This is a genomic window from Allobosea sp. 05T438 (genome assembly GCF_056396025.1).
This window is the reverse complement of the sequence record NZ_JBFTKQ010000001.1, coordinates 16,443-40,781: the sequence shown is the minus strand read 5'-3', so window position 1 is coordinate 40,781 and position 24,339 is coordinate 16,443. Positions and strand designations below refer to the sequence as shown.

At 67.1% G+C, this 24,339-nt stretch carries 19 protein-coding genes and 1 tRNA gene; 9 read left to right on the top strand and 11 right to left on the bottom strand.

Going from position 1 to position 24,339, the window contains the following annotated elements; all coding sequences use genetic code 11:
- Positions 1-328 precede the first annotated feature (328 nt).
- Together AC1DIN_RS00160 and AC1DIN_RS00155 are read right to left on the bottom strand one after the other, a co-directional pair.
- A tRNA-Gly gene (locus AC1DIN_RS00160) sits at positions 329-402 on the bottom strand.
- A gap of 77 nt (positions 403-479) precedes the next feature.
- A complete protein-coding gene (locus AC1DIN_RS00155) occupies positions 480-1,508 on the bottom strand; it encodes a trans-3-hydroxy-L-proline dehydratase (RefSeq protein ID WP_476808252.1) in 1,029 nt (342 codons plus the stop codon).
- Positions 1,509-1,778: 270 nt separating this feature from the next.
- Here AC1DIN_RS00155 and AC1DIN_RS00150 point away from each other — a divergent pair, with 270 nt between their 5' ends.
- From AC1DIN_RS00150 to AC1DIN_RS00140, 3 genes are all read left to right on the top strand, one after another.
- A complete protein-coding gene (locus AC1DIN_RS00150) occupies positions 1,779-3,335 on the top strand; it encodes a methyltransferase regulatory domain-containing protein (protein ID WP_476808251.1) in 1,557 nt (518 codons plus the stop codon).
- Between the two features lie 65 nt (positions 3,336-3,400).
- Positions 3,401-5,158: a transglycosylase SLT domain-containing protein gene (locus AC1DIN_RS00145; RefSeq protein ID WP_476808250.1), complete on the top strand. Its 1,758-nt coding sequence runs from the start codon at positions 3,401-3,403 to the stop codon at positions 5,156-5,158.
- Positions 5,159-5,231: 73 nt separating this feature from the next.
- Positions 5,232-5,510: a hypothetical protein gene (locus AC1DIN_RS00140; RefSeq protein WP_476808249.1), complete on the top strand. Its 279-nt coding sequence runs from the start codon at positions 5,232-5,234 to the stop codon at positions 5,508-5,510.
- A gap of 104 nt (positions 5,511-5,614) precedes the next feature.
- Here AC1DIN_RS00140 and AC1DIN_RS00135 read toward each other — a convergent pair whose 3' ends face one another.
- The 6 genes from AC1DIN_RS00135 to tssK are packed head-to-tail and all read right to left on the bottom strand — an operon-like array spanning position 5,615 to position 15,567.
- Entirely contained in the window at positions 5,615-7,609 is a 1,995-nt protein-coding gene (locus AC1DIN_RS00135; protein WP_476808248.1) for a serine/threonine-protein kinase, read from the bottom strand.
- Positions 7,606-8,415, bottom strand: coding sequence for a PP2C family protein-serine/threonine phosphatase (locus AC1DIN_RS00130; RefSeq protein ID WP_441471776.1), 810 nt, complete (start codon positions 8,413-8,415; stop codon positions 7,606-7,608). The genes AC1DIN_RS00135 and AC1DIN_RS00130 overlap by 4 nt, the downstream gene beginning before the upstream one ends.
- 10 nt (positions 8,416-8,425) lie before the next feature.
- Positions 8,426-9,133 carry a type VI secretion system-associated protein TagF gene (gene tagF / locus AC1DIN_RS00125; protein ID WP_476808247.1) on the bottom strand — a complete coding sequence of 236 codons (708 nt, stop codon included), beginning with the start codon at positions 9,131-9,133 and terminating at the stop codon, positions 8,426-8,428.
- Between the two features lie 3 nt (positions 9,134-9,136).
- The gene (gene tssM, locus AC1DIN_RS00120; RefSeq protein ID WP_476808246.1) at positions 9,137-12,775 is read right to left on the bottom strand and encodes a type VI secretion system membrane subunit TssM; all 3,639 of its coding nucleotides are present in this window, start codon (positions 12,773-12,775) and stop codon (positions 9,137-9,139) included.
- A gap of 12 nt (positions 12,776-12,787) precedes the next feature.
- On the bottom strand, positions 12,788-14,233 hold the full coding sequence (gene tssL / locus AC1DIN_RS00115) for a type VI secretion system protein TssL, long form (protein ID WP_476808245.1): 1,446 nt from the start codon (positions 14,231-14,233) through the stop codon (positions 12,788-12,790).
- On the bottom strand, positions 14,230-15,567 hold the full coding sequence (gene tssK, locus AC1DIN_RS00110; protein ID WP_476808244.1) for a type VI secretion system baseplate subunit TssK: 1,338 nt from the start codon (positions 15,565-15,567) through the stop codon (positions 14,230-14,232). Before tssK ends, tssL begins: the two co-directional genes overlap by 4 nt.
- A gap of 193 nt (positions 15,568-15,760) precedes the next feature.
- Here tssK and AC1DIN_RS00105 point away from each other — a divergent pair, with 193 nt between their 5' ends.
- From AC1DIN_RS00105 to AC1DIN_RS00095, 3 genes are all read left to right on the top strand, one after another.
- The gene (locus AC1DIN_RS00105) at positions 15,761-16,261 is read left to right on the top strand and encodes a PAAR domain-containing protein (RefSeq protein WP_476808243.1); all 501 of its coding nucleotides are present in this window, start codon (positions 15,761-15,763) and stop codon (positions 16,259-16,261) included.
- Between the two features lie 67 nt (positions 16,262-16,328).
- Positions 16,329-17,117, top strand: a complete 789-nt coding sequence (locus tag AC1DIN_RS00100; RefSeq protein ID WP_476808242.1) for a hypothetical protein — start codon at positions 16,329-16,331, stop codon at positions 17,115-17,117.
- Positions 17,118-17,179: 62 nt separating this feature from the next.
- Complete coding sequence (locus AC1DIN_RS00095) at positions 17,180-17,533, top strand: RidA family protein (RefSeq protein WP_476808241.1); 354 nt, start codon at positions 17,180-17,182, stop codon at positions 17,531-17,533.
- A gap of 127 nt (positions 17,534-17,660) precedes the next feature.
- On the opposite strand, the gene tagH is transcribed toward AC1DIN_RS00095, so the two are convergent.
- The 3 genes from tagH to AC1DIN_RS00080 are packed head-to-tail and all read right to left on the bottom strand — an operon-like array spanning position 17,661 to position 21,475.
- Complete coding sequence (gene tagH / locus AC1DIN_RS00090) at positions 17,661-19,037, bottom strand: type VI secretion system-associated FHA domain protein TagH (protein ID WP_476808240.1); 1,377 nt, start codon at positions 19,035-19,037, stop codon at positions 17,661-17,663.
- A gap of 15 nt (positions 19,038-19,052) precedes the next feature.
- A complete protein-coding gene (locus AC1DIN_RS00085) occupies positions 19,053-19,601 on the bottom strand; it encodes a DUF6931 family protein (protein ID WP_476808239.1) in 549 nt (182 codons plus the stop codon).
- 14 nt (positions 19,602-19,615) lie between these two features.
- A complete protein-coding gene (locus tag AC1DIN_RS00080; RefSeq protein ID WP_476808238.1) occupies positions 19,616-21,475 on the bottom strand; it encodes a type VI secretion system Vgr family protein in 1,860 nt (619 codons plus the stop codon).
- A gap of 118 nt (positions 21,476-21,593) precedes the next feature.
- Here AC1DIN_RS00080 and AC1DIN_RS00075 point away from each other — a divergent pair, with 118 nt between their 5' ends.
- From AC1DIN_RS00075 to tssB, 3 genes are all read left to right on the top strand, one after another.
- Positions 21,594-22,151, top strand: a complete 558-nt coding sequence (locus AC1DIN_RS00075; protein WP_441471787.1) for an OmpA family protein — start codon at positions 21,594-21,596, stop codon at positions 22,149-22,151.
- 70 nt (positions 22,152-22,221) lie between these two features.
- The gene (locus AC1DIN_RS00070) at positions 22,222-23,664 is read left to right on the top strand and encodes a type VI secretion system protein TssA (protein WP_476808237.1); all 1,443 of its coding nucleotides are present in this window, start codon (positions 22,222-22,224) and stop codon (positions 23,662-23,664) included.
- A gap of 119 nt (positions 23,665-23,783) precedes the next feature.
- Positions 23,784-24,314 carry a type VI secretion system contractile sheath small subunit gene (gene tssB / locus AC1DIN_RS00065; RefSeq protein WP_441471789.1) on the top strand — a complete coding sequence of 177 codons (531 nt, stop codon included), beginning with the start codon at positions 23,784-23,786 and terminating at the stop codon, positions 24,312-24,314.
- Positions 24,315-24,339 lie beyond the last annotated feature (25 nt).

The window sequence follows — 24,339 nt, the reverse complement described above, 5'->3', positions numbered from 1 at the left end:
ATCGTGGTGCTTTTAGCGTTGTTGACGCGGCGCAAGCTGCTCCAGCAAATCCCGCGAAGGAGCGAAAGGAATATCGCTCGATACTGTCATTGTTTCTGCGGAGAGACCCGCGGTCAATGAAACAGCTTTTCAAAGATCAGTTGAGCCGGAGGTGGAAAGCGCCACGACAGGGGCTCCGGCGGGAGAATTCCGTTCGTCGGCCGGGGCGGCGCCCGGCATGGCGGCCGCCTCAAGGCCGAAGCACGCGCGGCCCGCACACCCGAAGGCGTGGTGGGAGCAATCCGTCGCCGAGGGCGGCCGGCTCAGCTTATGCAGTCGGGAAGGGAGTTGGAGCGGGTACCGGGAATCGAACCCGGGTATTCAGCTTGGAAGGCTGCTGCTCTACCATTGAGCTACACCCGCATCGGCGGCCAAATTCCCTATCGCACCGGCAGGTGTCAAGGGCTGCTGTACCGTTTCCCAGTCAGTCTCGCGTCATCTCAGAGTTTTGGCCAGGTATCGGAGAGCCTGTAGCCGGCGGGCCAGGGGTCGTCGGGATCGAGCATGAGCTGGGAGGTGCCGGTCACCCAGGCGCTGCCGGTGATTCGCGGGATGATCGACGGCGTATCGCCGACGCGCGTCAGGCCCTCGATCTCGCAGTCGAAGCGGGAGCCGATGATCGACAGGCCGACGAAGCGCTCGCCGACGCCCAATTGTCCGCGCGCATGCAGCACGGCCATCCGCGCCGAGCAGCCTGTGCCGGTCGGCGAGCGGTCGATCTTGCCGGGGCGGATCGCCACCGCATTGCGGCCGGTCAGCACGCCATCGATGCGTTCGACCGGGGCTGCGAACTGGCAGAAGGAAATGTGATCCCAGGCGGTATCGCCGGGATGGACGAAGCCGAGCTGCTCATTCGCCGCGCGGGTGATCTTCATGCCGGTTTCGGCGATCTCGCGGGCCTCGTCGGGCGCGATCGCGAAGCCGAGACGCGCCGCGTCGACGATGACGAAGCTGTCCCCGCCATAGGCGATATCGACCGTGAGCGTGCCGAGGCCGGGGACCTCGATCGTCGCGTCGAGCCGGGCTGCGAAGGAGGGGACGTTGCGCAGGCTGATCGCCTCGGCCTTGCCGTCGCGGCAGGTAGCGCGGATCTCGATCAGCCCGGCCGGCGCCTCCAGCACGATATCGGTGTGCGGCTCCTGCATCGGCAGGATGCCGGTGTCGAGCAGCACGGTCGCGACGCAGATCGTGTTTGAGCCCGACATCGGCGGCGTGTCGGCCGGCTCCATGATGATCCAGCCCATCTGGGCGCGCGGATCCTTGGGCGGAACGAGCAGGTTGACGTGGCGGAAGACTCCGCCGCGCGGCTCGTTGAGCACGAAGTTCCGCAGGGTTTCGTCGGCGGCGATGAAGCGCGACTGCTGCCAAATCGTCTCGCCCGGAGGTGGCTGGACGCCGCCCACGATGACGTCGCCAACCTCGCCCGCGGCATGGCAGCCGACGACATGGATGATCTTTTGGCTGCGCATCGACGGGACCCGGCAGGATTGACGTGTGCCGGCAGCCTAGCCAGTTCACGCGCCTTTCAGAAGCCGAAGTTGAAGCAGGCCTTCACGATATCGTCCGAGCCTGGGAATTGCCGGGCGGGATCGAGCCCTTCTGATCTCGCCGATTTTCCGGCATGGCCGACCCATCGCTCGACATGCTTGGAGCGGGATCGCCTGGCCGCTCCTTCAAATGGATGAGGCGTCGGAGAGGCGGCTGGGCTCGAATGGGCTGAACGCAGCCGGGCGGCGGCCATGACGAGCGCTTCAGCGATCAACCCCTATGATGCGGTGGCCTATCCCGGCCACTCGTTCTCGCAGACCCATCCGGCGCGGCTGGCGACCATCGCGCATTTCCACGGAATGAGTCCGGCGTTGCCGTCGCAGATGCGCGTGCTGGAACTCGGCTGCGGGCGCGGCGGCAACCTGATCCCGATGGCGGCGCAGTATCCGCAGGGCCGTTTCCTCGGCATCGACCTCAGCGGGGATTCGATCCGGCAGGCGAACGCCAATGCGGCAGAGCTCGGCCTGTCGAATGTTGCCTTCAGGCAGGAGGATATCCTGGAGCTGACATCCGACCTTGGACGCTTCGATTACATCATCGTCCACGGCGTCTATTCCTGGGTGCCTGATCCGGTACGAGAGCGGATCATCGCCCTGTTCGGCGAATTGCTGGCGCCGCAGGGCGTCGCCTATGTCAGCTACAACGCGCTGCCGGGCTGCCGCCTGCGCGATCTTGCGCGGGACGTCATGCTCTATGCGGTCCGCGACATCGACGAGCCGTGCGAGCGGGTGCGGGCGGCGCGCGCCGCGCTCAAGGAGGTCGCCGAAGCCAGCGATCCCGACAGCTATCACGGTGCGGCGCTGCGCCAGCGCCTGAAGCAGATCGACGAGCTTCCGGACAATGTCTTCTACCATGACGACCTGAATCCGGGGGCGCGGGCTTTCGCGCTGCATGAGGTTCTGTCTGCTGCGGAGGGGCACCGACTGCAGTTCCTGGCGGAAGCGTCGTTCCCGAATCTCTACGGCGCCGCCAAGGGCCCCGCGCAGCAGCTCCTGGCGCAAATCCCGGTCGAGGCGGCGGCGCGGCGCGAGCAGATGCTCGACCTGCTGATCGGGCGCGCCTTCCGCGAGACACTGCTCTGCCGGGCCGAACTGCCCTTGCGGCGGGGCATCCGGGCTGATGCGCTGAGGCCTTACTACCTCGCGGCCAATGCAAGGCTGGCCGCGCAGGCGACGGAGGAGGAGAGGCCTGGCGTCGAGCGCTTCGAGTTCGACGAGGGCGTGCGGCTTTCGGTCGATCTGCCACTGTGCAAGGCGGCGCTCGGCATCATGAGCGCGATCTGGCCGGCCAGCATCGCCTGGGGGGAACTGGTCGCGCGCTCCTGCCGCGAAGTGGCCGGCGAGCTCGGTCCCGATCTCGATCACGAGGTGGAGCGGCTGGACGAGGCGCTGATCGCGATCTTCAAGGCGGGGCTGCTCGACATCCGGCTGGAGCCGCCGGCGCTGACGACGCAGATCAGCGAGAAGCCAGCCGCCAGCGAGATCGCGCGGTGGCAGGCCTCGAGCGCCTTCGAGGTGACGGACCTGCGCCACCGCACCGTCCAGCTCGAAAGCCTCGTCGTCCGGAAATTCGTCAGCCTGCTCGATGGCTCGCGCGATCAGGATACGCTGCTCGACGACATKAACGCCTTCCTGGCCGAGACGAGGGCGGCGGGCATCGCGGTCACCAACCTGCCGGAGCGGGCGACGGCAGCGGAAGTGGCGATGCATCTGAAGGATGTCGCCCGTCTCGCCTTGCTGCGGGCATGAGGATTGTTGCCCCGCGGCTCGGGGCGTAACCTCGCGTCAGGGACGAAGAGGCGCGGACCGTCAGGATGAGCGAGCGCTTCCGGCAATTCCAGGCGCTGTTTCCCGAGGAGGCCTGCCTCGCCGAGCTGATGTGCCTGCGCCATGGCGGCACGATCATGCCCTGCCCGGCCTGTGGGCGCGGCGCCTCGTTCGCGATGCGGCCGAAGCTGCGCGGCTTCGCCTGCAATCACTGCCACTATATGATCCATCCCGCCGCCGGCACGCCGATGGAAAGCCGGCGCACGCCGCTGCAGCTCTGGTTCTTTGCCCTGAAAACGCTCGCCGAGCAGCCCGGCAAGGGAGCGGCGGCGACGATCGCGCGGGAGGCCAATGTCCCGCACATGACGGCGCAGCGGCTCGTCGACGAGCTTTCGGCGCTCGGTGAACGGAGCGATGCGGCCTGGTTCGCAAGCCTGCGCCACTCGGTCGGCAATGCTGCGGGCTCGCCAACGAGCCAGCCGGCTCGCGCGCAGCCATCAGCGCCGCAAGCGATTGTACCGCTTGGGAAGGTGGGCTCTGCCAGAGCCGCCGGACCGGCTGCACAGGCGCAGCCGTCGGTTTCGGCGCCGGCTTCGGCCGTCGGTTCTCCGGCACTTGAGGCGAAGAAGGCAGCGTCGCCTGACGGAGAACCCGCCCAGGCTCGGGCGCCCAGGCACGGGCCTTCCAGAGGAGTGGCGATCGCTGCCGTGGGCGGCGGCATCGCCTGTATCGCGCTAGCAGTGCTCGGTCTCGCCTATGCGCGCCTGCGGCCGCCGGACCGGCCCTTACAGGCTGCGACGGAGGACGTCGCGTCAAAGGACGCCCCCGCGCTCAAGGACGGCCCGGCTCGCCCCTCGCTCATCCTGTCTTCGGTCGAGCAGGATCTGGAGGGCGCCCGGCAGGCGGCCCAGTTCGCGCTCGACAACGATCCGTCGCTCGCCGCCATCAGGCCGCAGGAAGATGCGCCGACCCCGCAGGTGCCGGTCAATCAGCTGCAGCTGCCATCCAACATCCTGCTGGTGCCGCCGAAGATGCAGGGCGCGCCAACGGGATCGGCCACGTCCAGCGGCGCCCCGCAACCGCCGCCGCAGATCTCCGGCGGAGATCCCGACCAGATCCTGACCTTCGGGCCGATCAAGATCCGCCGGCATCTGGTCGACACGATCGTGCGTGCGAGCAAGATCGTCGGTGCTGATCCGACGCTGCTGATGGCGGTCGCCGACAAGGAATCCTCTTTCTCGACGGCTGTGAAGGCGCAGACGTCATCGGCAACGGGGCTCTACCAGTTCATCGAGCAGACCTGGCTCGGCGTGATCTACGAATTCGGGGCCAAGCACGGGCTCGCTTCGGAAGCGAAGCTGATCGGCCGCTCCGGCCGGCAATTCATCATCTTGGACGGGGGGCAGCGCCAGCGCATCCTCGACATGCGGCGCGAACCCTATATTTCGGCGCTGCTGGCGGCAGAGATGCTCAAGCGCGACACCTTGCGGCTCGAGCGCGCGATGGGGCGCCATCTCACCGGCGGCGAGATCTACCTCATCCACTTTCTCGGCCCGGATGCGGCGCAGACCTTCATCGAGACGATGGAGGAGACGCCGAGCGTCAAGGCGGCGGAGTTGCTGCCGAAGCCTGCCCAGGCCAACCGGCCGATCTTCTATGCCGACGCCGGCGGCGAGACCAAGACGCTCTCGGTGTCCGAGGTCCACAAGAAATTCAACGACATGATCAAGGTCAGGCTCGATCGCTACAGCGCTGTGAGGCCGACAATGGGGCCGGGACTGGCGCGCCCGCAGCCGAAGAAGTGACGTGTTTCGCCGCGTGCGATTCCGCCTGCGGCCATCTCCTCCCGCTTCGGGAGGTATTGAAAGGAGAGAGCTCATGCCGGGGAACCGTTTCGAGCAGGTCGACGAGCCACAGGCCGATGCGATCACGCTCAGGCTGAGCGAGCGTGGCGGCGAGGCCTTCGGCCGTGTGCTCTGCCCGGCCGAGCTCGCCAGCGGGCATCTCGTCAATGATTTCGTCAGCGACGAGCTCCCGGCGAAGGACGCCTTTCGTACCGCGATCCGCCTCGCCAACGAGCTCCGGGCGCCGATCGTCGTCGCGGATGTCGACGGCGTCTGGCAGGACGAGTGGGGTGTGCTCTACCGGGAGGAGTAAGAGAAGCAACGCTCCGCCATGATCGGGCGCGACCCGAGCATCTCCGGGGAGGGATTCTCGGGTCTGCGCTTCGCTGCGCCCGAGAACGACGCCCCCGCCGAAACCTACTCGATCCGGAAATACTTGATGGCGAGGCCGAGCTTGCCGGTCTGGCGGGCGAGATCGAGCTTGAGATTGGCGAAGAATTCGCTGGCCGGCGCAGGATTGGGGCCGGCCAGCGCCGGCAAGGGCTCCTGGCTGACGAGCGCGAGCACCGTCTGGGGACGAGCCGCGCCGCCGGTCGATTCGAGCTTGAGGTTGAAGGTGACCTTGCCGGCCTCGCGCTTCATGAAGCTCTCCAGATTATAGACCAGCCCGTCGTCGCCGATCAGAACGACATCGAGGTTCTGGCCGCCGCCGGCGTCGACCGAGCCGTTGAGGACATCGCCGCTCTTCATGTTGAAGGCGCCGATCTGGAGCCGCGGGCTGCGATCGATCCCGATGCCGGGCTGGCGCAGGAAATCGACCATTGGGCATTGCGCGTTGGTGACCGGGCGCAGGTTGATCTGGGCCTCGAAACCCTGCTCGGCCTTGAAGGCGTTGTCGAAGGCGATGAAGGGGGCCGAGGCGCTGCCGAAGCCCTCCAGCGTTGCCTTACGGTCGCCGATCTCCTGCGGCCAGAGGAAGAAGCAGGGCCCGCCATCATAGTCGCGGACATAGCGCTCGATACGTTCGGCGGGCGTGCGCGGCTCTGGCTCCTGCGCCGCGGCCGGCGGCGCTTGGGGGGCGGGCGGCGTCACGGGTGGCGTGGAAGGCGGCGGCTGCATGACCGCGGCCAGCGGCTTCTCGGCGGGCTTCGCCTCTGGTAGCGGCGGCTTGGCGGCCGGTTCGGCGACGGGCGGGCGCGAAGGCTGCGCAGATGGCACCGGTTCGAGGTTGGTGGCGATCTGCGGCTTTCCGGAGTTCTGCTGTGGCGGTGGCGACGTCGGAGGCGGTGCAGCGGCCGGCGAGGCAGCGGGAGCTTCGGTCAAAGGCGGCGGGCCATTGCTGGCGGCGTTGCCGCCCGCCGACGGCTGCTCGGACAGGGAAGGCGGGGCAGCCTTTCGCAGCCGCGCCATCTGGGCTACCTGGTCGGCCTGCAGGGTCCTCCAGGCGTAGAGGCCGCCGCCGGCCAGCACTGCCAGCACCGCGATACCGGAAACGAGTGCCACGGGGGAGCGTTTCTCCCCGGTCGTGCCGGAGGAGGCTGCAGCTTTCCGGCCCGCTGCGGATGATTGCCAGGCCGCGACCTCCGCCATGTCGGCCGGGCGGTCCTTCGGATCGGGCGCGAGCATGCGGGCGAGCAAGGGGCGCAGCCGTGCATCGACGGCCGAGAGATCGGGCAGGCGGCGGCGCTTGTCGAGGATATCGACCTGGGAGCCGCCCATATCGATGGCGCGGCMGGTCACGGCTTCCGCCAGAACCAGCGCGAAGGAATACATGTCCGAGCGGCCGGTGACCTCGCCGCCGTAGAGGCCGAGCTGCTCGGGCGAGACATAATTGTACTTGCCGGCAAAGCCGGAGCCGATCACCGTGCCTTCGCCGAGGATGCTCGAACGAGCTATGCCGAAATCGATGATCTTGGCGCGGGAGGGATCGCCGCCGGGCAGGATGATGTTGTCCGGCGAGATGTCGCGGTGGATGATGCCGAGCCGATGGGCCGCGTGCAGCCCCGGCGCGACGCGCTGGCGCAGGATGTCGGCTTCCTCGATCGACAGCGGCCGCTCCTTGATGCGCTCGGAGAGTGGCTGGCCGTCGACGAACTCCATCGCCAGATAGGGCGTCTCCGTCACGGGATCGATGGCGAAGACGTAATAGCGGACGATGGCCTCGTTGTAGAGGTTGTGCAGCGCCGCCGCCTCGCGTCGGAACAGGGCGATCACGGCTTCGTCGCGTGCCATGTCGGGGCGGATCATCTTGATCGCCACCGCGTCGCCAGTCTGGATGGCGCGCCCTCGGTAGACCTCGCCCATGCCGCCGACCGCGATCAGGCTCTCGATCTCGTAGATGCCGTTGAGCCGCGTGCCGAGGCGGGCATTGGCGCGGGGCGCTAGGACGGTGCGCTCGGAGTCGTCGCTCATGGCGTGGTGCTCCCTGGCGGGCTGGCGCCCTGCGCGCGCCGGTTCGGCATCCAGCGCGTCTTCTCCGTCGCGCCCTGCCGGTAGCGGACGATGACGATCGTGACGTTGTCGCGCGCGCCGCGGTCGAGCGTCAGCGCGAGCAGGGCGTCGCAGGCGGCCTGCGCTCCGCCGGCCTCGACGGCCTGCAGGATTTCGCCATCGGCGACATGCTCGGTCAATCCGTCCGAGCAGAGGATGAAGGCGTCGCCATCGGCGATCTCGCCGTTTTCCAGATCGAGTTCCGGCCGCTCATGGACGCCGATCGCATGCGTGATGATGTGCCGGCGCGGCGAGCGCTTGGCCTCGTCGGGCGTCAGCAGGCCACGATCGACCATGTCCTGCACCTCGGTATGATCCCGCGAGACCTGCGCGATGTGCCCGCCTCGGACGAGGTAGATGCGGCTGTCGCCCGACCAGAGGCAGGCGAAATGGCGTTGATGGATCAGCAAGGCGACGAGGGTCGCGCCCATGGTGGCGCCGCGCCGGCGGATCTCCGCGCGCAGCGTCTCGTTGGCGTTGAGCACGCTGTCTTCCAGCATGGCCAGCAGATCGGGCGCCGAACTCGCCGTTCCCACCGCTTCCAGCGCCGCGACCACGGTCGCGCTGGCGAGCGCCCCGTTCTCGTGCCCGCCCATGCCGTCCGCCACCGCCCAGAGGCCGATTTCCGGGCGCAGGATGAAATTGTCCTCGTTCGCCTTGCGCACCTTGCCGGTGTGGCTGATGCAGCCGGTCTCGAAGTCGGAGGCCTCGCGCGGGGTGTCGTTCATGGCAGCGCCCTCATGAGCTGACGCGCTTGGATTCGAGATGGGTATCGAAACGGCCGGTCAGCAGACCGGAGAAGAGATAGGGATCCGGCAGGGCCTGGCCGGTGAGCGCCAGCGGCTCGAAATTCGGCCCGCCCACGGTCCAGAGGTAGCAGGCATGCGCGTAGGCACGGGCATGGTCCTCAACGCGTAGCGCCGCAAGCCGCTCCGGAAAACTGGAAGCGATCGCTGCGCTGACGATGGTGCCGTCCGAAAGGCGCACCATGTCCTGCGGCGGGGCGGCGAGGAGATGGTCGGTGGCGACGGGCAGGGCGGCGAGGCGCTGGGCGACGGTTTCGTAGCGCGCATCGGGTTCCAGCGCCTGCAGCAGGAAGTCCTCGATCGCCGCGAACCATTGATCCTGCGGATCGAGTTCCGGCGGCGGAATAGCGCTGCCGGGCCCGGCAACGGCGAAGACGGTGAGCGGGAAATAGCGGCCGACGCCGTCGACCGACGGCATGAAGGCGCCCGCGACCGTCTGCCCGCCATGGGCGGCGCCCAGCCAGAAACGCCAGATCGGCGCATTGAGATATGCCTCCTGCCAACGGCCCCCGAGTTCGAGCCTGCTCGCGGTCAAGCCGCCCTGCAGCCATTTCTCGTAGACTGCCAGGAAGCCGGAGGGAGCGTTGAGCGCGATGAAGTCACGCTTGGCCGGAAGCTTGCCGAAAAGGCCGCAGCTCAAGGCTCAAATCCCGGATGGGCAGCGGATTTCCCGCAGTGCCGGCAGGATCAAGGGGTTCTTGAGCGAGCCGACGCCGAAGGAATAGCCGACCTGCCGGCCGCCGGCACTCAGGTTGAAGCCGACATTGTCGCCCTGTTTCAGCACCGAGCCGGCATCGAGCAGCCGGAAGAAGGACCATGTGCCGTCCTTCTCGAAGAGCTTGGCCTCGCCCTGCGCAGCGCTGCCGCTCTGTGAGCCCGAGGAGAAGAAGCCGCCGCTGAACATGCCGCCGGAAGCGTTGCCGCCGCCACCGCCGAGCGTCAGCGTCACCGCCGTCTTGCCGACGCCGCCGCCCGGCCACATTACCGGGGCCGGCGTGTTGACGCCCTGCTGGCTCGTCACGGTGAAGCCGTTGATCTCCAGCTTGGCGTTGGACGCATCGGCCGAGAGCGCGGTCGGGGTCACCACCATCTGGAACGAAGGCAGGTTGCCGCCGGTCGGGAAGAAGGCCTCCTTGATCTCGCTGGCGCGCTGGAATTCGCGCAGCGTCGTCGGGGAGAGCGCGCGCGCCACGCGGCTGTCGACGCGCCAGTTCCATTGCGGCTTCGAGGTGTCGACGAAGGGCTCCAGACGCTCCTTGTAGAACTTGTCCATGATCTGGCCGGGCGCGAAGAGCCGGGCGAAATCGGCGAGCGGCACGTCGCGGGTGCTGGCCTTGGTGAAGGGGAAGCGGTTGGTGACGATCTCGTTGCAGACGCCGGTGACCTGCTCGGCCAGCGCCTGCCGGAGCAGGGCGACGGTGGCGCCGGTCGCATCGCCCTCGAAGTCGTTGACTGCCTGGACGATCATGCCGTCGAAGGGGGCGGGATAGCGCGAGGAGTTGGCGCGCAACGTCGCGATCAGCGGCACGAGCGCGGCGTTTGCCGCCGCCGACTGGGCCGGGTTGGTCGCGGCAATGGCGAGGTTCTGGTTGATCTCAGAGAAGGTCTGGAGGAGCTGGTCCACCGGCCGGCGGCCGAGATCGCCGTCGACGAGAATGTGGAAGGGTTTGAACTGCGCCTCGATATCGGCGCCGAGCGAGACATCGTTGCCGCCCGCGAGCACGCGGTCGACGCCTGCCGAGGCCATCGGCAGATTGGTGCCGAGCCGGCCCAGCGCCTGGCTGGCGCGCTCGTCCAGCGTCTGCGCCACGTTCTTCGCGGCGGCCTGGGCCACGGCCTTCTTCGCGTTCGGGCGTTCTTTCGTGAGTTGCGTCTCGTCGCGCAGCGATTCCAGCACCTGCTTGAACGGCGAGGTCGCGGCCGAGATGGCACTGAGCGCGACATAGCGCGGCTTGTCTGCGTTGAGCGGCCGGAGCTTCAGTCGCCGCAGTGTCTTCTGCCAGGTCGCGACATAGTCGCGGCTGTAAAGCTTCATCAAATCCTGGAACAGCGTGGCGTACTGGGCGGTGATCGCCTGCTGGTCGACATTCTCGCCCAGCACCCAGCGCTCCCTTTCGATGCGGTCGCCGATATCGCCGAGCCTGCCGATGAAAGCGGTCTGGAAGCCGTCATAGGTGTAGAAATAGGGCACGCGGATCTGGTCGAGGTCCTCGCCGCTGATCCCTTCGAAGACCAGCCGCACATCAGAGCCGCCGCGCTGCGAGGCGACCCAGTCCTTCGCGCTCTCGCTGCGGGCCTGCGTCCTCAGGAGTTCATAGGCGCGTTCGGCGATGCTGAGGCGGCGCAGCGTCCGCTGGCTCTGCTCGATCAGCGACTGATTGAGCTTGACCATCGGCTCGGTGTCGCCCTCGTCGAGGTCGAGCATGGCGGTGAGATGCTCTTCAAGCGCCTCGCGGCCCTTGGCGTTGGCCGGGCCGGGGAAGAGGTTCTCGGCCCAGTCTAGCCGCATCCAGGAGGTGACGAGGTCGCGGTCCAGCTTCGCCTGGCCGCCGATCATCATGTAGACCTTGAGCGCCTCGTAGACGAAGCCGGGATTGTTGGCCTGCTGCTCGAGCTGCTCTTCCAGCCGGAAGATGATGCGGGGGCGCAGCATCCGCTCCAGCGCCTGTTGATAGGTGATCTCCGTCGCGTTCTGCAGGCGCTCGCGCTGGTTGAGGCCGAAGGTTGCGAGCGTGGGCGTCGGCTCGTCCTGGGTGGCGTAGCCCGCCGGCATGTTCCTGAGCTTGTGCAGCAGCGGCAGGATGCGACTGAAATTGCGGTCGGAGACGGTGGTCTCCTGCAGGACGGGGGCTGCGGCGCTGCGATAGTCGGCGAGGCCGTAATTGGTCGCGGTGATCAGGTCGCTGTTGCGCGAAAAACTCGTCCACCACAGGCCGAGCGCGGCGAGCGACAGCAGCGCGACGGTCGCAAAACCGGCGATGCGCAGCGCGGTCGTGCGACGGGCGGCGCCGAGATCGGTCGAGACCCAGCCGGATTCGCCGATCACGACCTTCTGCACCAACTCGTTCAGGAAATAGCTCTTGCCTTTGCCGGAGAAGGAGGCTGCGCCGGCGTGGTCCGAGCCGAAATTGCGCGAGAGCGCGCCGATCAACTGGTCAATCGGCGTTCCCTCTTGCGTGCCAGAGGTGAAGTAGAAGCCGCGTAGGGTCGCATTGGCGTGGTAGCGCGTCGGCTCGAAGACGCGGGTCAGGAAATCGACGATCGAGCGCTTCAGCGTCGCCATCTGGCTGGGGAAGCCGAAGATCTGGGCGCGGGAGGTCGGGTTGTGCTCGTCCTGGAGTCGGTCGGGCAGGCGCTCGTTAAGCCGCTCGATCAGCGCATCGTATTCCGGCGGCACGTCGCCGATCATGTTGCGGGTCTTGTCGGCGGTCTGGAAGGTATGGCCCCAGACCATGCGCCGCTGCGGCTCGGTCAGCGCCCCGAAGAACTCGTTGAAGCCGGCGATGAGGTCGGCCTTGGTGAAGATGGCATAGACCGGGAAATCGACCTTCAGTCGCTCGTGCAATTCGAGCAGGCGCGAGCGGATCGCGTCGGCATGGGCGGCGATCTCCTCAGGCGAGGAGGTCAGCAGGTCCTCGACGCTGATCGCGACCAGCACGCCGTTGATCGGCTGGCGCGGGCGGTTGGTCTTGAGCAGGTCGAGGAAGGAAAACCAGCTCGCTTTCTCGGCCTTGGTGTCGGTGTCCTGCGTGGTGTAGCGCCCGGCAGTGTCGATCAGCACCGCATCCTCGGCGAACCACCAGTCGCAATAGCGCGTGCCGCCGGAGCCGGCGATGGCGGCCGGCGTCGCGCCGCGCGCCAGCGGGAACTTCAGCCCGGAATTGACCAGAGCGGTGGTCTTGCCGGCGCCGGGCGGGCCGATGATGACATACCAGGGCAGGTCGTAGAGATAGTCGCCGCCGCCCTTGCCGCGCGCGCTCTTCAGGGTCGCGAGCGCGTCCTTCATGGCGCTGGAGAGGGCCGCGCCGTCGCCGGTCGACACCTCCTTTTCCAGCGCTTCGGTCAGCGCTGCGGTGGCCTTGCGGCGGTGGACGACGATGAAGCCGATCCAGACGAGCGCGCCAAGGAGCAGCAGCACGGCGATGGGCAGGCGGACCCAGAGCGACTCGAAGGGACGGACTTCGCCGAAGGCGAGGAAGGGACCGCCAAACCAGACCAGCGCCGCGAGCGCGAGCGCACCGATCAGGATGGCGAGGATGCGCAGCCCGGTGGCGAGGTTCATCGGTTCGCCTCCCTAGCCCTGCCGCTGGATCAGGATTTCGACACGCCGGTTCTGGGCGCGGCCGGCGGGGGTATTGTTCGGCGCGATCGGCGTGTCGGCACCCTTGCCCTCGAAGCCGATGCGATCGGGCTTGCTGAGCTTGGTCTTCAGGAGGTCACCGACTGCCTTGGCGCGGGCCTGCGACAGCTCGACATTCGACGGGAAGCGGGCGGTGCGGATCGGCACATTGTCGGTGTGGCCGACGACCTTCACCGCGCCGCCCTCCTGCTCCAGCACCGCGGCGATGCGCTCGATCAGCGGCTGGAACTCCACGCGCACTGTGGCTTGCCCCGGCTCGAACAGGGTGATGCCGGTCAGGCGGACGATGACGACGTTTGGCGTTACCAGGCAGACGATTGGCGGCTGCACCGCTGCGCAGACCTTGGGCGACTGCGGTGGAGGAGGCGGGGGCGGCGGCGGGGCCGAGAAGACCTTGCGCATGATGCCGATCTCGCCCTTGGGATGGACCGAGAGCAGAGCGGTCGAGGCCGCCTCGGCATTACCCGAGAGCAACGCGCGGAAGACGAAATAGACGCCGAGCAGCGCGACGGCCGCAATCGCCGCCACCGACCAGACCGGCACCTTGAAGCCCGCGACCGTTGCCGCGATCGCCTGTCCGCGCCAGCGCGGCGAAAGCTCGGGGTCGGGCTGCTTCACCCGGCGCAGCGTCTCGAAGAGGTTGCGCTGAATCATCTGCAGGTTGTTGGCGCCTCCTGAGGAGGTGCGGTGGATGCCCTGGAAGCCGAGCGCCAGGCAGGCATGCATCAGCTCCAGCAGGTCGTAATTGACCGATGGGTCGGCCTTGGCCTTGTCCAGCTCCTCGAAGAAGCGGACGCCGCCGGTGCGCTCGCCGAAGAAGCGCGAAAGCATGCTGTACTGGGTCCACACATGGCGGTCGTCGCCGGGGATGTTCTGGACGATGTCGTCGGCGGTGGCGGCCAGCACATATTTCGCGGTCTGTGCGGTCTCGGCCGAGACGCCGGCGGCACGTACTTCGTGCTCGAACGCTTCGATGGACTCACCGACCTGGCCGAGAAGCTGGGCGAAGGGAGCGTTGGAGAGGTTCGCGCGCATCCGCCCGAGCAACAGGAGGAGCGGGCCTGCGGCACGCAGCAGCGGATTGGCGTTGGGCGTCAGCAGTTGCTCGCGGCGCGGCAGCGCCTGGCCGCCGCCCGAAGGCAGCGGGGCCTGTTGCCGCTGCGGAATCGGCGCCGGGTTCGACATCCACTCGTCGCCGCCGCCGGGCACGCCGGGCGAGGGCACCTGCGGCGGCTGATAGGGTTGGGGCGCCTGTGGCGCGCTCGGCGAGGGCGTGGCGGGAGCGGGTGGCAGGGACGCGCGGCGCCCGCCGGGGTTCGGCCGGATGATGGTCCGCTCGGAACGGCCGAACGGGTCGGACGGCGAACCCGGATCGCTCATCGCCTGCCCTCCAGAACGGCCCAGAGCTCGAGTTCGAGATCGGGCCAGTCACCGGAAAAATGCATGCCGATCGAGCTCGCCGTGCTGAACTCCGGCCAGAGCGGCGAGGTGCGGTCGAGGTAGAAGTATACATGATCCGTCAGCGCGCGGATCTGCGGCGGCGGCGTCGGCAGATGGACGAGATTGATGCCCGGCAGATGGGCATGGACGATCTCGTTCATCTTGGTGTTGGGGCCGACCTTGAAGAGATGCGGGAACTGCGCCTGGATCTCGGTCAATGGCCGGCGCGCCGCCACTTCCAGCACCAGCGTCGCATTGCGCACGAGGCTGCGGTCGCGGATCGTCGACATGAAGGCGTTCTGCGCCCGCTCGACGATCTCCAGCCGGATGGCGCGGCGGCCGAGATTGGCCGAGAGGAAGTCCTGGATGTCGCGCACCACCGGGGCGAAGCAGTTCTCCAGGTCGTCGTGGTCATAGGCCGGGTAGTCGCGGGCGCGGCGCTCGGCCGTGGTGAAGGTCGCAAGCTCGCCGGCGAGAGCGAGGAAGGCCGAGAACAGCCGCTCGGGATGGACGAAGCGCGAGCGGCGCATGTGCTTCAGCACGGGGATGTTGCGATTGAGGAGCTGGAGCACGAAATAGTCGGCGCTCTGCAGGCCGCCGCCGGCCGTCGGATCGGCGGCGTAGCGGGCGAGTTCCTCCAGCTTGTTGTCGATCCAGCCGATGACGCGGTCGAGCCAGCCCTCGATCACCGGATAGGCCGAGCAGACCAGCACCGGCGGGGCAAACTTCTCGTCGAAGAGCACGGCGCGGTCGCGCACCTCCAGGATGCGGCCGAGCGCGAGTCCGACATAGCCGGCCTTCGAGGTCTTGCGCAGCTCCAGCGTCAGGCGCGGATGGGCGACGTCGATCTCTTCCTCGGTGCGCAGCGAAGCGGTGGAGTCGATCAGCATCTCATTGGCGGGGACATAGCGGCTGGCCGAGCCGTTCAGCGTGTCCTCGACCTCGCGCGTATTGGCAGCGGCAAGGGGCAGCGAGAGCCAGACGATCTGGCCGGCGGCGTTCTCGGGCACTTCGATCGCGGCCGGCAGCGGGCTGTTGTCGGGCATGGCGAAGGGCGTGCCGTCCGGCATCACGCCAACCGCGCGTCGCAGCCCGATCCGGCTCTGCTGGGCGAGGTCGCGGTCGATCTCCAGCACCGAGAAACCCCATGGATAGGGCGTGACGTTCCTGACGCGGCTTTCCAGCAAATTCTCGAGGTAGCGATCGCTCTGCTGGAAGTGATGCGGCCTGAGGAACAGCCCTTCCGACCAGACGACCTTGCTGTACCACGACATTCCGGTCTCGCTCACTCGAAGGCAGGCATGGTGAGCTTATCCGGGAGATAACCGAGCGTCACCAAGGGAATACTAGGCCTCCGGCGCGCGCGCCGCCGTCATTGACTTGAAGGATGCCGGGCGGAGAAATTCGGCGCAGTCCTGTCGATGACGAATCCGTTCCGGCCAAGGAGCGGTCATCAAGGGAGCGATCATGCCGAAAGGGCCTGCAGCTCGCACCACCGACCCGGTGATCCACCCCCTGCCGCCGATCTTGCAGCCGGGGCCGGGCAGCCCCAACGTGCTGATCGGGAGCCTGCCGGCCTGGCGCGGCGTGCCTGCAGCGGCGGCGGCCGCGATCCAGTCGGCCAAGGCTGCATCGGATGCGACGCTTCAGGCGGCCGCGGCTGCAACGCTCGCTGCCGCGGGAACGCCTGGCGCTCCCGCGGCGAAGGCTGCGGAGGAGGCGGCCAAGACGGCGGCGCTTTCAGCGATGAGCTCGACCATTACCGGCGCCGCGGGCGGAGCGGACATCCACAATTGCCTGACGCCGATGCCCCCGCAGCCGCACGGCCCTGGCGTGGTCATCGACGGCTCGCAGACGGTGCTGATCAACAACCTGCCCGCCTGCCGGATGGGCGATACGATCATCGAGGCGCTGGGTCCGCCGAACAAGATCGCCATGGGCCTGCCGGCGGTGATGATCGGCGGTTGATCCCGAATTGATTCAAGAAAACGGCGTAAGCCGTTGATTGCGAATCGCTTCCTATTCCGGTGACGCGATGGGCAAGAACAGGCGGACGGTTCCGGACCGGGGCGAGGCGAAGAGCGAGCGCTTCCGCCACAAGATCGTGCAGCGGTTCTCCTCCGATCAGCGCCGGGCGCTGAACCACGGCATGGCCCGCAACGGCCGGGTGGCGGAGGCGCTCTGCTTCATGGCGCTGATCCGCGATCCGGCGCGGCGCAAGAGGCCGATGCTGCCGGTGCCGCATGTGAGCTGCACGGCGGCGACACGTCAGTTCTTCCGGGCCGATGACGGCGAACAGGCGGCGCATCTCCTGCCCGGGCAGCTCTCGATCGACGGCGCCTTTCCCTGGCTGTTCCTCTCTGGGCCGGCGGCGCGGCAGCTCGAGAACCTCTTTGCCTATGTCGAGCCGCTCGGCGCCGACTACAACAAGGCGGATTCCGCCGCCGAAGCGAACGGCCTCACCGATGCCTTCGCTGCCGCCTGCCGGCAGATCCTGGCGGTGAGGGGCGATCCGGTTGGTGACATCACGGCCGCCTATAATCAGATCTGGCAGCCCGGTGCGCTCGCGGCCTTCGCCGCGGCCGAGGCACGCAAGCGCAGCAAGCCGACGCCCCCGCCGATTGTCTATGGCGAACCGGGCGGCCTCGAATACGGCATGATCCTGAACCTCGAGGAGCGCGTCGCGGCCTTTGAGGATGAGTCGATCTGGGCGACCTATGAGCAGCTCAGCATTCTCGGCTACTACAAGGCGGCGATGGACGAGGTGCCGCGGCAGCTCCAGCCGCGCGCGATCCGCGAGATATTGGCGCTGCCGGCGGCTTGACCTGCCGGGGCGGGCGGGCGAAGCCGGCGGCCCCAACCATTCCGCCGACAGGACGCAAGCCTATGACCATCGAACGCATCGGACTGGCCGCCCGCTACTGCGACGCCGCCATCTTCAACGGCATCGTCTTCCTCGCCGGCCATGTCGCCGAGAAGACCGAAGGCGCTTCGCTGACCGAGCAGACGGAGGAGGTTCTGGCGCTGCTGGAGGACACATTGGCACAAGCCGGCAGCAGCAAGGAGCGCATCCTCAGCGTCCAGATCTTCCTGACCGACATCGCCAAGATCGGCGAGATGAACGCAGTCTGGGACAAGTGGGTGGCGCCCGGCCATGCGCCGGCCCGCGCGACCGTCGAGGCGAAGCTGGCGTCGCCCGGCTATAGCATCGAGATCACCGCCGTGGCGGCGAAGGGGTAGCTTCTTGCGCGCTCTCCGGCGGCGTCGTGGTCGGGCTTGTCCCGACCATCCACGTCTTCCTTGCCGCGTGACGGGTCCAAGACGTGGATGCTCACCACAAGGGCGAGCATGACGGTGTCAGCCGCCGTCATTTCCCGCCGCGGTCGTAGCATTCGGCGAAATAGATCATGAAGGCGTCGACGAGGCCGTTCTCGTAAGGGGCAGTCTTGGCTTCCCAGCGCGCGACATAGGCCTCCCACATCTTCGCCTTGCGCGAGCCGATCAGGCCACCGAGACCGCCATCCTGCGCCGTGGCTTCCGCGATCGCCTGCGGATCGAGGTCCTCGACCAGCATCTTCAGCGCATGCTGCATGGCCGAATAGGTCTTGATCTGGTGGGCCTTGAGGTCGCGGAAGCTCTCGTCGAAGGCGCGCTTCGCATCGAGATAGCCGCTACGCGGCTGGCCGAAAATCAGCTGCAGCGCGTCATCGACGGTCGGCGAGAACTTCAGCGGATTGTTGTCCTGCGCTTGGATCATGGTCTGGTTGGTGCTGCGGGCGATGCGCTTGGTCTCGGCCCGGGCGGCGAGCAGGCCCTTCAGTTCCTCCGCGATCAGGCGCATCAGCCCGCCGAGCTGCTCGGCGAAGGCGCCGGGATCCTGCGTCGACAGGGATTGCGGCGAGACGCCGGCGCCCTTGGCGAAGCGCCGCATGAACTCGCCCATCGAGATCGGCGGCGGTGCTGCGGTGCGCACGGGCGCTTCTGACGGGAAGGTCGGCATGGGCGTGAAGGCCGGCTCCGGCGGCGCGTTTGAGACTTCGGCGGGTACGGCGCCGGGCGCGGGCTCATCCCACGGGTTTGCCGACGCAGGGCTCACGGGCGGGCGCCGGGGCGTCGGGATCGGCGCCACAGGCTCGGCCGGCGGGACGGGCGGCGGCTGCAGGGGCGCCCAGGCGAAGTCGTCACTCTGCGAGGCCGGTGAGGGGCGGGGTGGGGCGGATACGGGTGGGAGTGGCCCGGCATCCGGCGCTGGGATGTCGGCAGCCCAGTCGATGAAGCTGGCGTGGACCGGCTTCGCGTGGCTGGGCGGCATCAGGTCGCGGCGGGCAATGGGCGGGGCAGCTTCCTCGTTCGCCTCCCAGAGCGCTTCGGGGCGGGCCGAATAGGGCGGCGAGGAGAACGACGCCGGGGGAGCCTGCCTCCCCTCATCGTCGATCGTGACAGCGATGACGTAGTGGCCGATCTCCAGCCGGTCACCGTTCTGGAGCCGATAGGGCGACTGGACGCGATGCTCGCCGCCGTTGACATAGGTGCCGTTGGTCGAGATGTCGCGCAGCCACCAGGCGCCGTCCCGGAAGCGGATCTCGCAGTGGCGGCCGGAGACGGCACGCGAGGGATCGGGCAGCGCCCAGTCGAGATGCTGATCGCGGCCGATGTCGAGGCCACGGCCGCCGCTAGCGGTTACGCTCAGCGGCCCGCCATCCGGCAGGGACGTCTCGTTCTCGATCGTCAGTGTCAGCGCCATGGTCTCGAACCGTCGCTAGCGCTTGCCGGCATCGTCTTCCGCCAAACGAATGCACGCCTCGATGCAGCGATGCAAGGCGACCTCGCGCTCGCGTGACGGCAGGCGATTGATCGCGTTGAGCACGGCGATGCGTACCATCTTGGCTGTAAGGTCAGGCGGGCAGGGCACGCCGTGGCTCTCGACCATGCTGCCGCCGGAATATCCGGCTGCCCAGGCGATCCAGGTGCCGGGCCGGGCGCGGTCGCCGACCTGGGCGAGCTTCAGCGCCTCGAAACGTGTGCGGTCGCCGGGCTCGCGCACCCAGGCTTCGGCCGCGGCGAGGCCGGGGTCCTGCACGCCGGGCGGCTGCATGGCGCGCACCGCCTGCAGCCCCCACCAGATCGCTTCGCGCCGCGGCAGCAGGAAGGCGCAGAAGCCGATCGCCTCCGTCGGCGCCGGGCCCTTGGCGAGCCGCGCTAGGAACGAGAGCGGCGGCTCGGCCGTCGGCGGCATGGTGACGGCCTCATGCGCCGAGGGAAAGGTCTCGAACACCTCGCTGGCGGTGCTGAAACGCAGGCGTGACATGTCCGGTAGCTCTCTCAGTTGATCGTCACCATGGGAGCCTTGATCACGACGGTGCCGTCGCTGCCGACCTCCGTCATGCCGACGCTCTTGATCTTGATGCTGGGCGAGGTGATTTCGATGCTGCCCGGCGTCATCTTGATCCGGCTCTCGCCGACCTTGAGATTGATCTCCGTCAGTGCCTCGATATCGAGCTTGCCGTTCTCGACGTCGAGCTTGTCGTCGCCCTTCTTCAGCGTGGTCCTGCGGGAATAGCCGCCGCTCTGGAAGTTGTCGCCGATCTCACGCGTCTCGATGTTGTTGACCACGACCTTGTGGTCCTTCTCGGCGTGCATCTCGAAGACTTCCTGGCCCTTGCGGTCCTCGAACTTGATCTCGTTGTAGCAATCCGGGAAGCCGACGCCGTCGGTCGATTCCGATTTGAGACCCGACTGCGTCTTGTTCGCCGGCAGATCGTAGGGCGGCTTGTGCTGGTCGTTGACGACGGCGCCGACGATGATCGGCAGGTCGGGGTTACCCTCGATATATTCGACGATCACCTCCTGGCCGATGCGGGGGATGACCTGGCCGCCCCAGTTCTTGCCGGCCCACATCTGCGCGACGCGCGTGCGGCAGGAGGTCGAGCCGTCCTCGCGGTCCCAGTGGAAGCGCAGCCAGACCCGGCCGTACTCGTCGACGTCGATATCGCCTTCCTCGCCCCGGTTGCGCTCGCCGACGACCTTGGCCGTATGCGGCCCGTAGACCGTTGGGCGTGGCGTGACGAGCGGAGCGCGGAAGCGCCGGTCGCTCTTCTGCAGCTCGTAGGAGCCGTGATAGAGCGCCTCGTCCTGCCGGCCGGAAGAGCGATAGCTCTGGATGCCGTAGGCGTGGCTGGCGCGAACGACGAGATACTCGACGTTCTCGGAGCCGGTCGGATGGTCGGAGAGCTTCATCAGCGCGCCGGGATAGAGGCTGGCCGCGTCGCCGCCGGCATGGCGCCGGTCGTCCTTGGCCTGCTCGGCCTGCGCCATGACGCGGGCGAAATGCTCGCCGCGGTCGCGCCTGGTGTAGGCGGCGGGATAGTCGTACGCCTCGTAGGACTTGGCCTTCGGGAAGCCTTCCTCGGCACGGGCGGTGAGGTCGGATTCCGATTTCTCGAAGTCGTAATCCTTGAGCTCAAACTTGCCGGTCCGCAGGCGGCGCATCGTCGACCAATGCGTGAGGTGCTCGACCTGCGAGCGGGGGAAGCGGTAGCCCTGCGGGACGAAAGCGTAGGCCGACGAGGCTCCCTGGAAACTCGGCTCGGCTGCCGCCGCGACTTCGTCATGGCCGGAGCGGGAGTCGCAGAGCACCAGCTTGTGGTCGCCGTCGCTGTGCTTGAAATAGTAGTAGACGCCGTACTGCTCCATCAGCCGCAGCACGAAATCGAGATCTGTCTCGCGATACTGCACGCAGTAGTCGATCGGCTGGAGTGTCTCGCTGGTCCGATCCTCGAAGCTGGCCGAGCCTTCCTTGCCGAAGATCTCCTTGATGATGTCGAGCGCGGTCTTGTTCTTGAAGATCCGGCAGTCTGCCCGCTGCGAGAGCAGCCAGAGCCAGGGCCTCAGAGTGAAGCGGTAGATCTGGAGGTCATCCTGCCGGCCGAGCCACTGCGCATCGACCAGCGTGCCGTTCAGGACCCGCTCGCTCTTGTTCTTGAGCGTGAATTTGATCGAGCATTTTTCGCTCATGATACTTTGCAGGTCGGCATTATCCGTTTTGCTTGCTGCTTCGATGTTGTAGGTAAATAACTCGCTCAAAGCTTCGCTGGCTTCGAACTTGATAAGTGCAAATTTATCTTGACCAGATGATGTCGTGAATGAAGCGGTTCTTTGAGCTTGCCCTAGATTGGCGGACATCAACGAAATCCTTCGCCGATTGAACTTAAATTCGCCTTGACGCAACTAACAACGGGAGTCATCGTCGGCTCCTCAAGTCTTCGTTCGCCGAATGGCGCCATTTATCGGGAGGGTTCCCATGCGCAAGCAGTCCGGCTTCATGGCCTTTGTCGCACTGACCGGCGCTGCGGTTCTCACGGCGGCCGCACCGGCGGCGGCGCAGACCTACAAGGCCGAGGATATCGTCAAGCATTTCGGGCCGACGGCGGCGCCCAAGCCCGGCCTCACACGCGGTCTTTGCGTCGGCACGGAAGCCGAATGCGCCAAGGCCGGCCATGCCGTCGAGGTCGCCAGGCCGCCGAGCGCCTTCGATCTCGTGGTGAAGTTCAGATACAATTCCGACGTGCTGGAGCCGGAGGCGAGGGTCAATCTCGACGAGTTCGCGAAGGCTCTGAAGACGCCGCAGCTCGCCGCGCAGACCTTCATGGTCGAGGGGCACACCGATGCCGCCGGCACCCCCGGCTACAATCTCAACCTGTCGCAGCGCCGGGCACAGGCGGTCGTCCGCTACCTCGGCCAGCAGGGCGTCAGTCCGACCAAGCTCGTCGCCAAGGGCTACGGTCAGGAACGGCCGCTCGTCGCCGATCCGCTCTCCGGCGACAACCGCCGGGTGGAAACCCGCCTGCGCACCGAATGAGATGCTGGATCTGAATAACGGGGCGATGCGGGCTGCGCCCTCACTGCCCAGCCTGTGAGCGGGGAGAGCGATGGCGGGCCTGAATTTTGCCGAACTGACGAAGCTCGTTTCGGCCGAGGAGCCCTGCGGGCCGGACCTCGAGGACGACAACGACTTCATGAACGTCATGGCACGGCTCGAAGTCGCGCTGCCGCCCTCGTATTTCCGCCGCGACGACGAGGGCCGGCAGGTCGCCTTCGATCGCACCAGCATCGAGTTTCCGGTCGCCTTTTCCGATCTCGGCAAGCTGCTGCAACGCTCGCGCGATCTGCGCCTGCTCGTGCTCGCGGCCAAGCTGACGATCCTCAACCGGGACGTCGCGGGTTTCGCGGCCAGCCTTTCAGCCATTGCCGATCTCCTCGGCAGCTATTGGGCGGAGGTCCATCCGCGGGCGATGGACGGCGACTTCGTCATGCGCGAGGTCGCGTTGCAAGGGCTCGACGAGCTGCCGACCGTGGTGCTGCCGCTGCAGCATGCGCCGCTCTTCGTAAGCCGCCGCCTCGGCCCCTTCATCTTCCGCAGCCAGCTCGTCGCCAGCGGCGAGACGAAGCTGGTCGAAGGGGAGCAGCATCCCGACACGGGTGCGATCAATGCCGCGCTGGCGGAGATCGACCCGGACCAACTGACCGCCACCCTCGGCCATGTCGGCGCGGCGCGGGATGCGCTCGCCCGCATCGGCATGGTCTGGCTCGAGAAGGTCGGTGTCGATCATCCGCTCGGCTTTCCGCGCCTGGCGGCGCTTCTCGACCAGATCGCTGCCTTCCTCGACGCAGCGGTCGCGCGGCGCGTTCCGGGCCATCAATCGGCCGGGGTGGCGCCAGCGGCGAACGACGCGCCAGTGCCGGCAGCGAGCCCTGCGAGCTTCGGTCCCGGCGGCCTTTCGAACATCCTTCAAGTGAAGGATACGCTTGCCGCATGCCTCGGCTACTTTCGCAAAACCGAGCCTTCCAGCCCGGCCGTCCTGCTGATCGGACAAGCACAGCAGCTGATCGGAAAGTCACTGATCGAGGTCATCCAGATCATGTTTCCCGAGCATGTCGACAAGGCGGTGATCGAGATCGGCGAGCTGCGCCGATTCCGGCTGCCGCTCGAGCGGTTGCCGGCGCCGGATGGCTACGAGGCAACGGACGACGCAGAGCAGGGCTATGCCGAAGAGGCTGATGATAGCGGCTATGCGGACGAGCATAGCCCCACTGACGCGCAGGTCGCGGAAGCTGGTGGCGGCGCCACCGAGGTGCAGCCGATAGAGGCCGCGCGTCCGCCGGCCGAGGCGGTGCCTGCGATCGCGATCGGCAGCCGTGCCGACGCGGTCAGCGCGATGAGAGCGGTTGCTGCCTTCTATCGCCAGGTCGAGCCGTCGCACCCGACGCCGCTGCTGATGGACAAGGCCTGCGGGCTGGCACAGCAGGATTTCATGTCGCTTCTCGGCAATATCCTGCCGGATGTCGCACAGATTCCGGAGAGCGACAGCTAGGTCAGTTTTTCGCCTTTTCTTTGAACCTTCCGTCGCGATGGCACGACTACATCGATGATGAGTGAAACTGGGTAAGATGTCACGTTACGTCGGCGTGGCACGGATGCAGAGGGCACGTCATGGCCGGAGATTCAGGACAGAAGTTCATCCGCCGCAACAGGCCGCCTCGGGTCCACATCACGTATGAGGACCCGTACAACGCCGAGCAGAAGATCGAGTTGCCCTTTGTCATGGGCGTTCTCGCCGACCTTTCCGGCAATGCTTCGGCGATCGAGAAGCCCGAGATTTCGCAGCGCAAGTTCCTCGACTTCGACATGGACAATTTCGATCAGCGCATGGCCGCGATCGAGCCCGCCGTGTCGTTCAACGTGCCCAACAAGCTGGGCGAGGACAGCAGCGAGAAGCTCTCGGTCGCGCTGAAGTTCAAGAAGTTCGAGGACTTCAACCCGGCGGCGATCGCCCGCCAGGTCCCGGCGACGGCCAAGCTCCTGGAAGCGCGCGAGCAGCTCGCCAACCTGCTGCGTTACATGGACGGCAAGATGGCAGCGAGCGACCAGATCAAGGCGCTGCTCGCCGATCCGCAGCTGATGACGGCGCTGAAGGACAGGCTCGGTAAGAGCGAACCTTCCGAAGGCAAGACGGCGAACTGAGAACAGGTGCACGGACCCGCCGTGT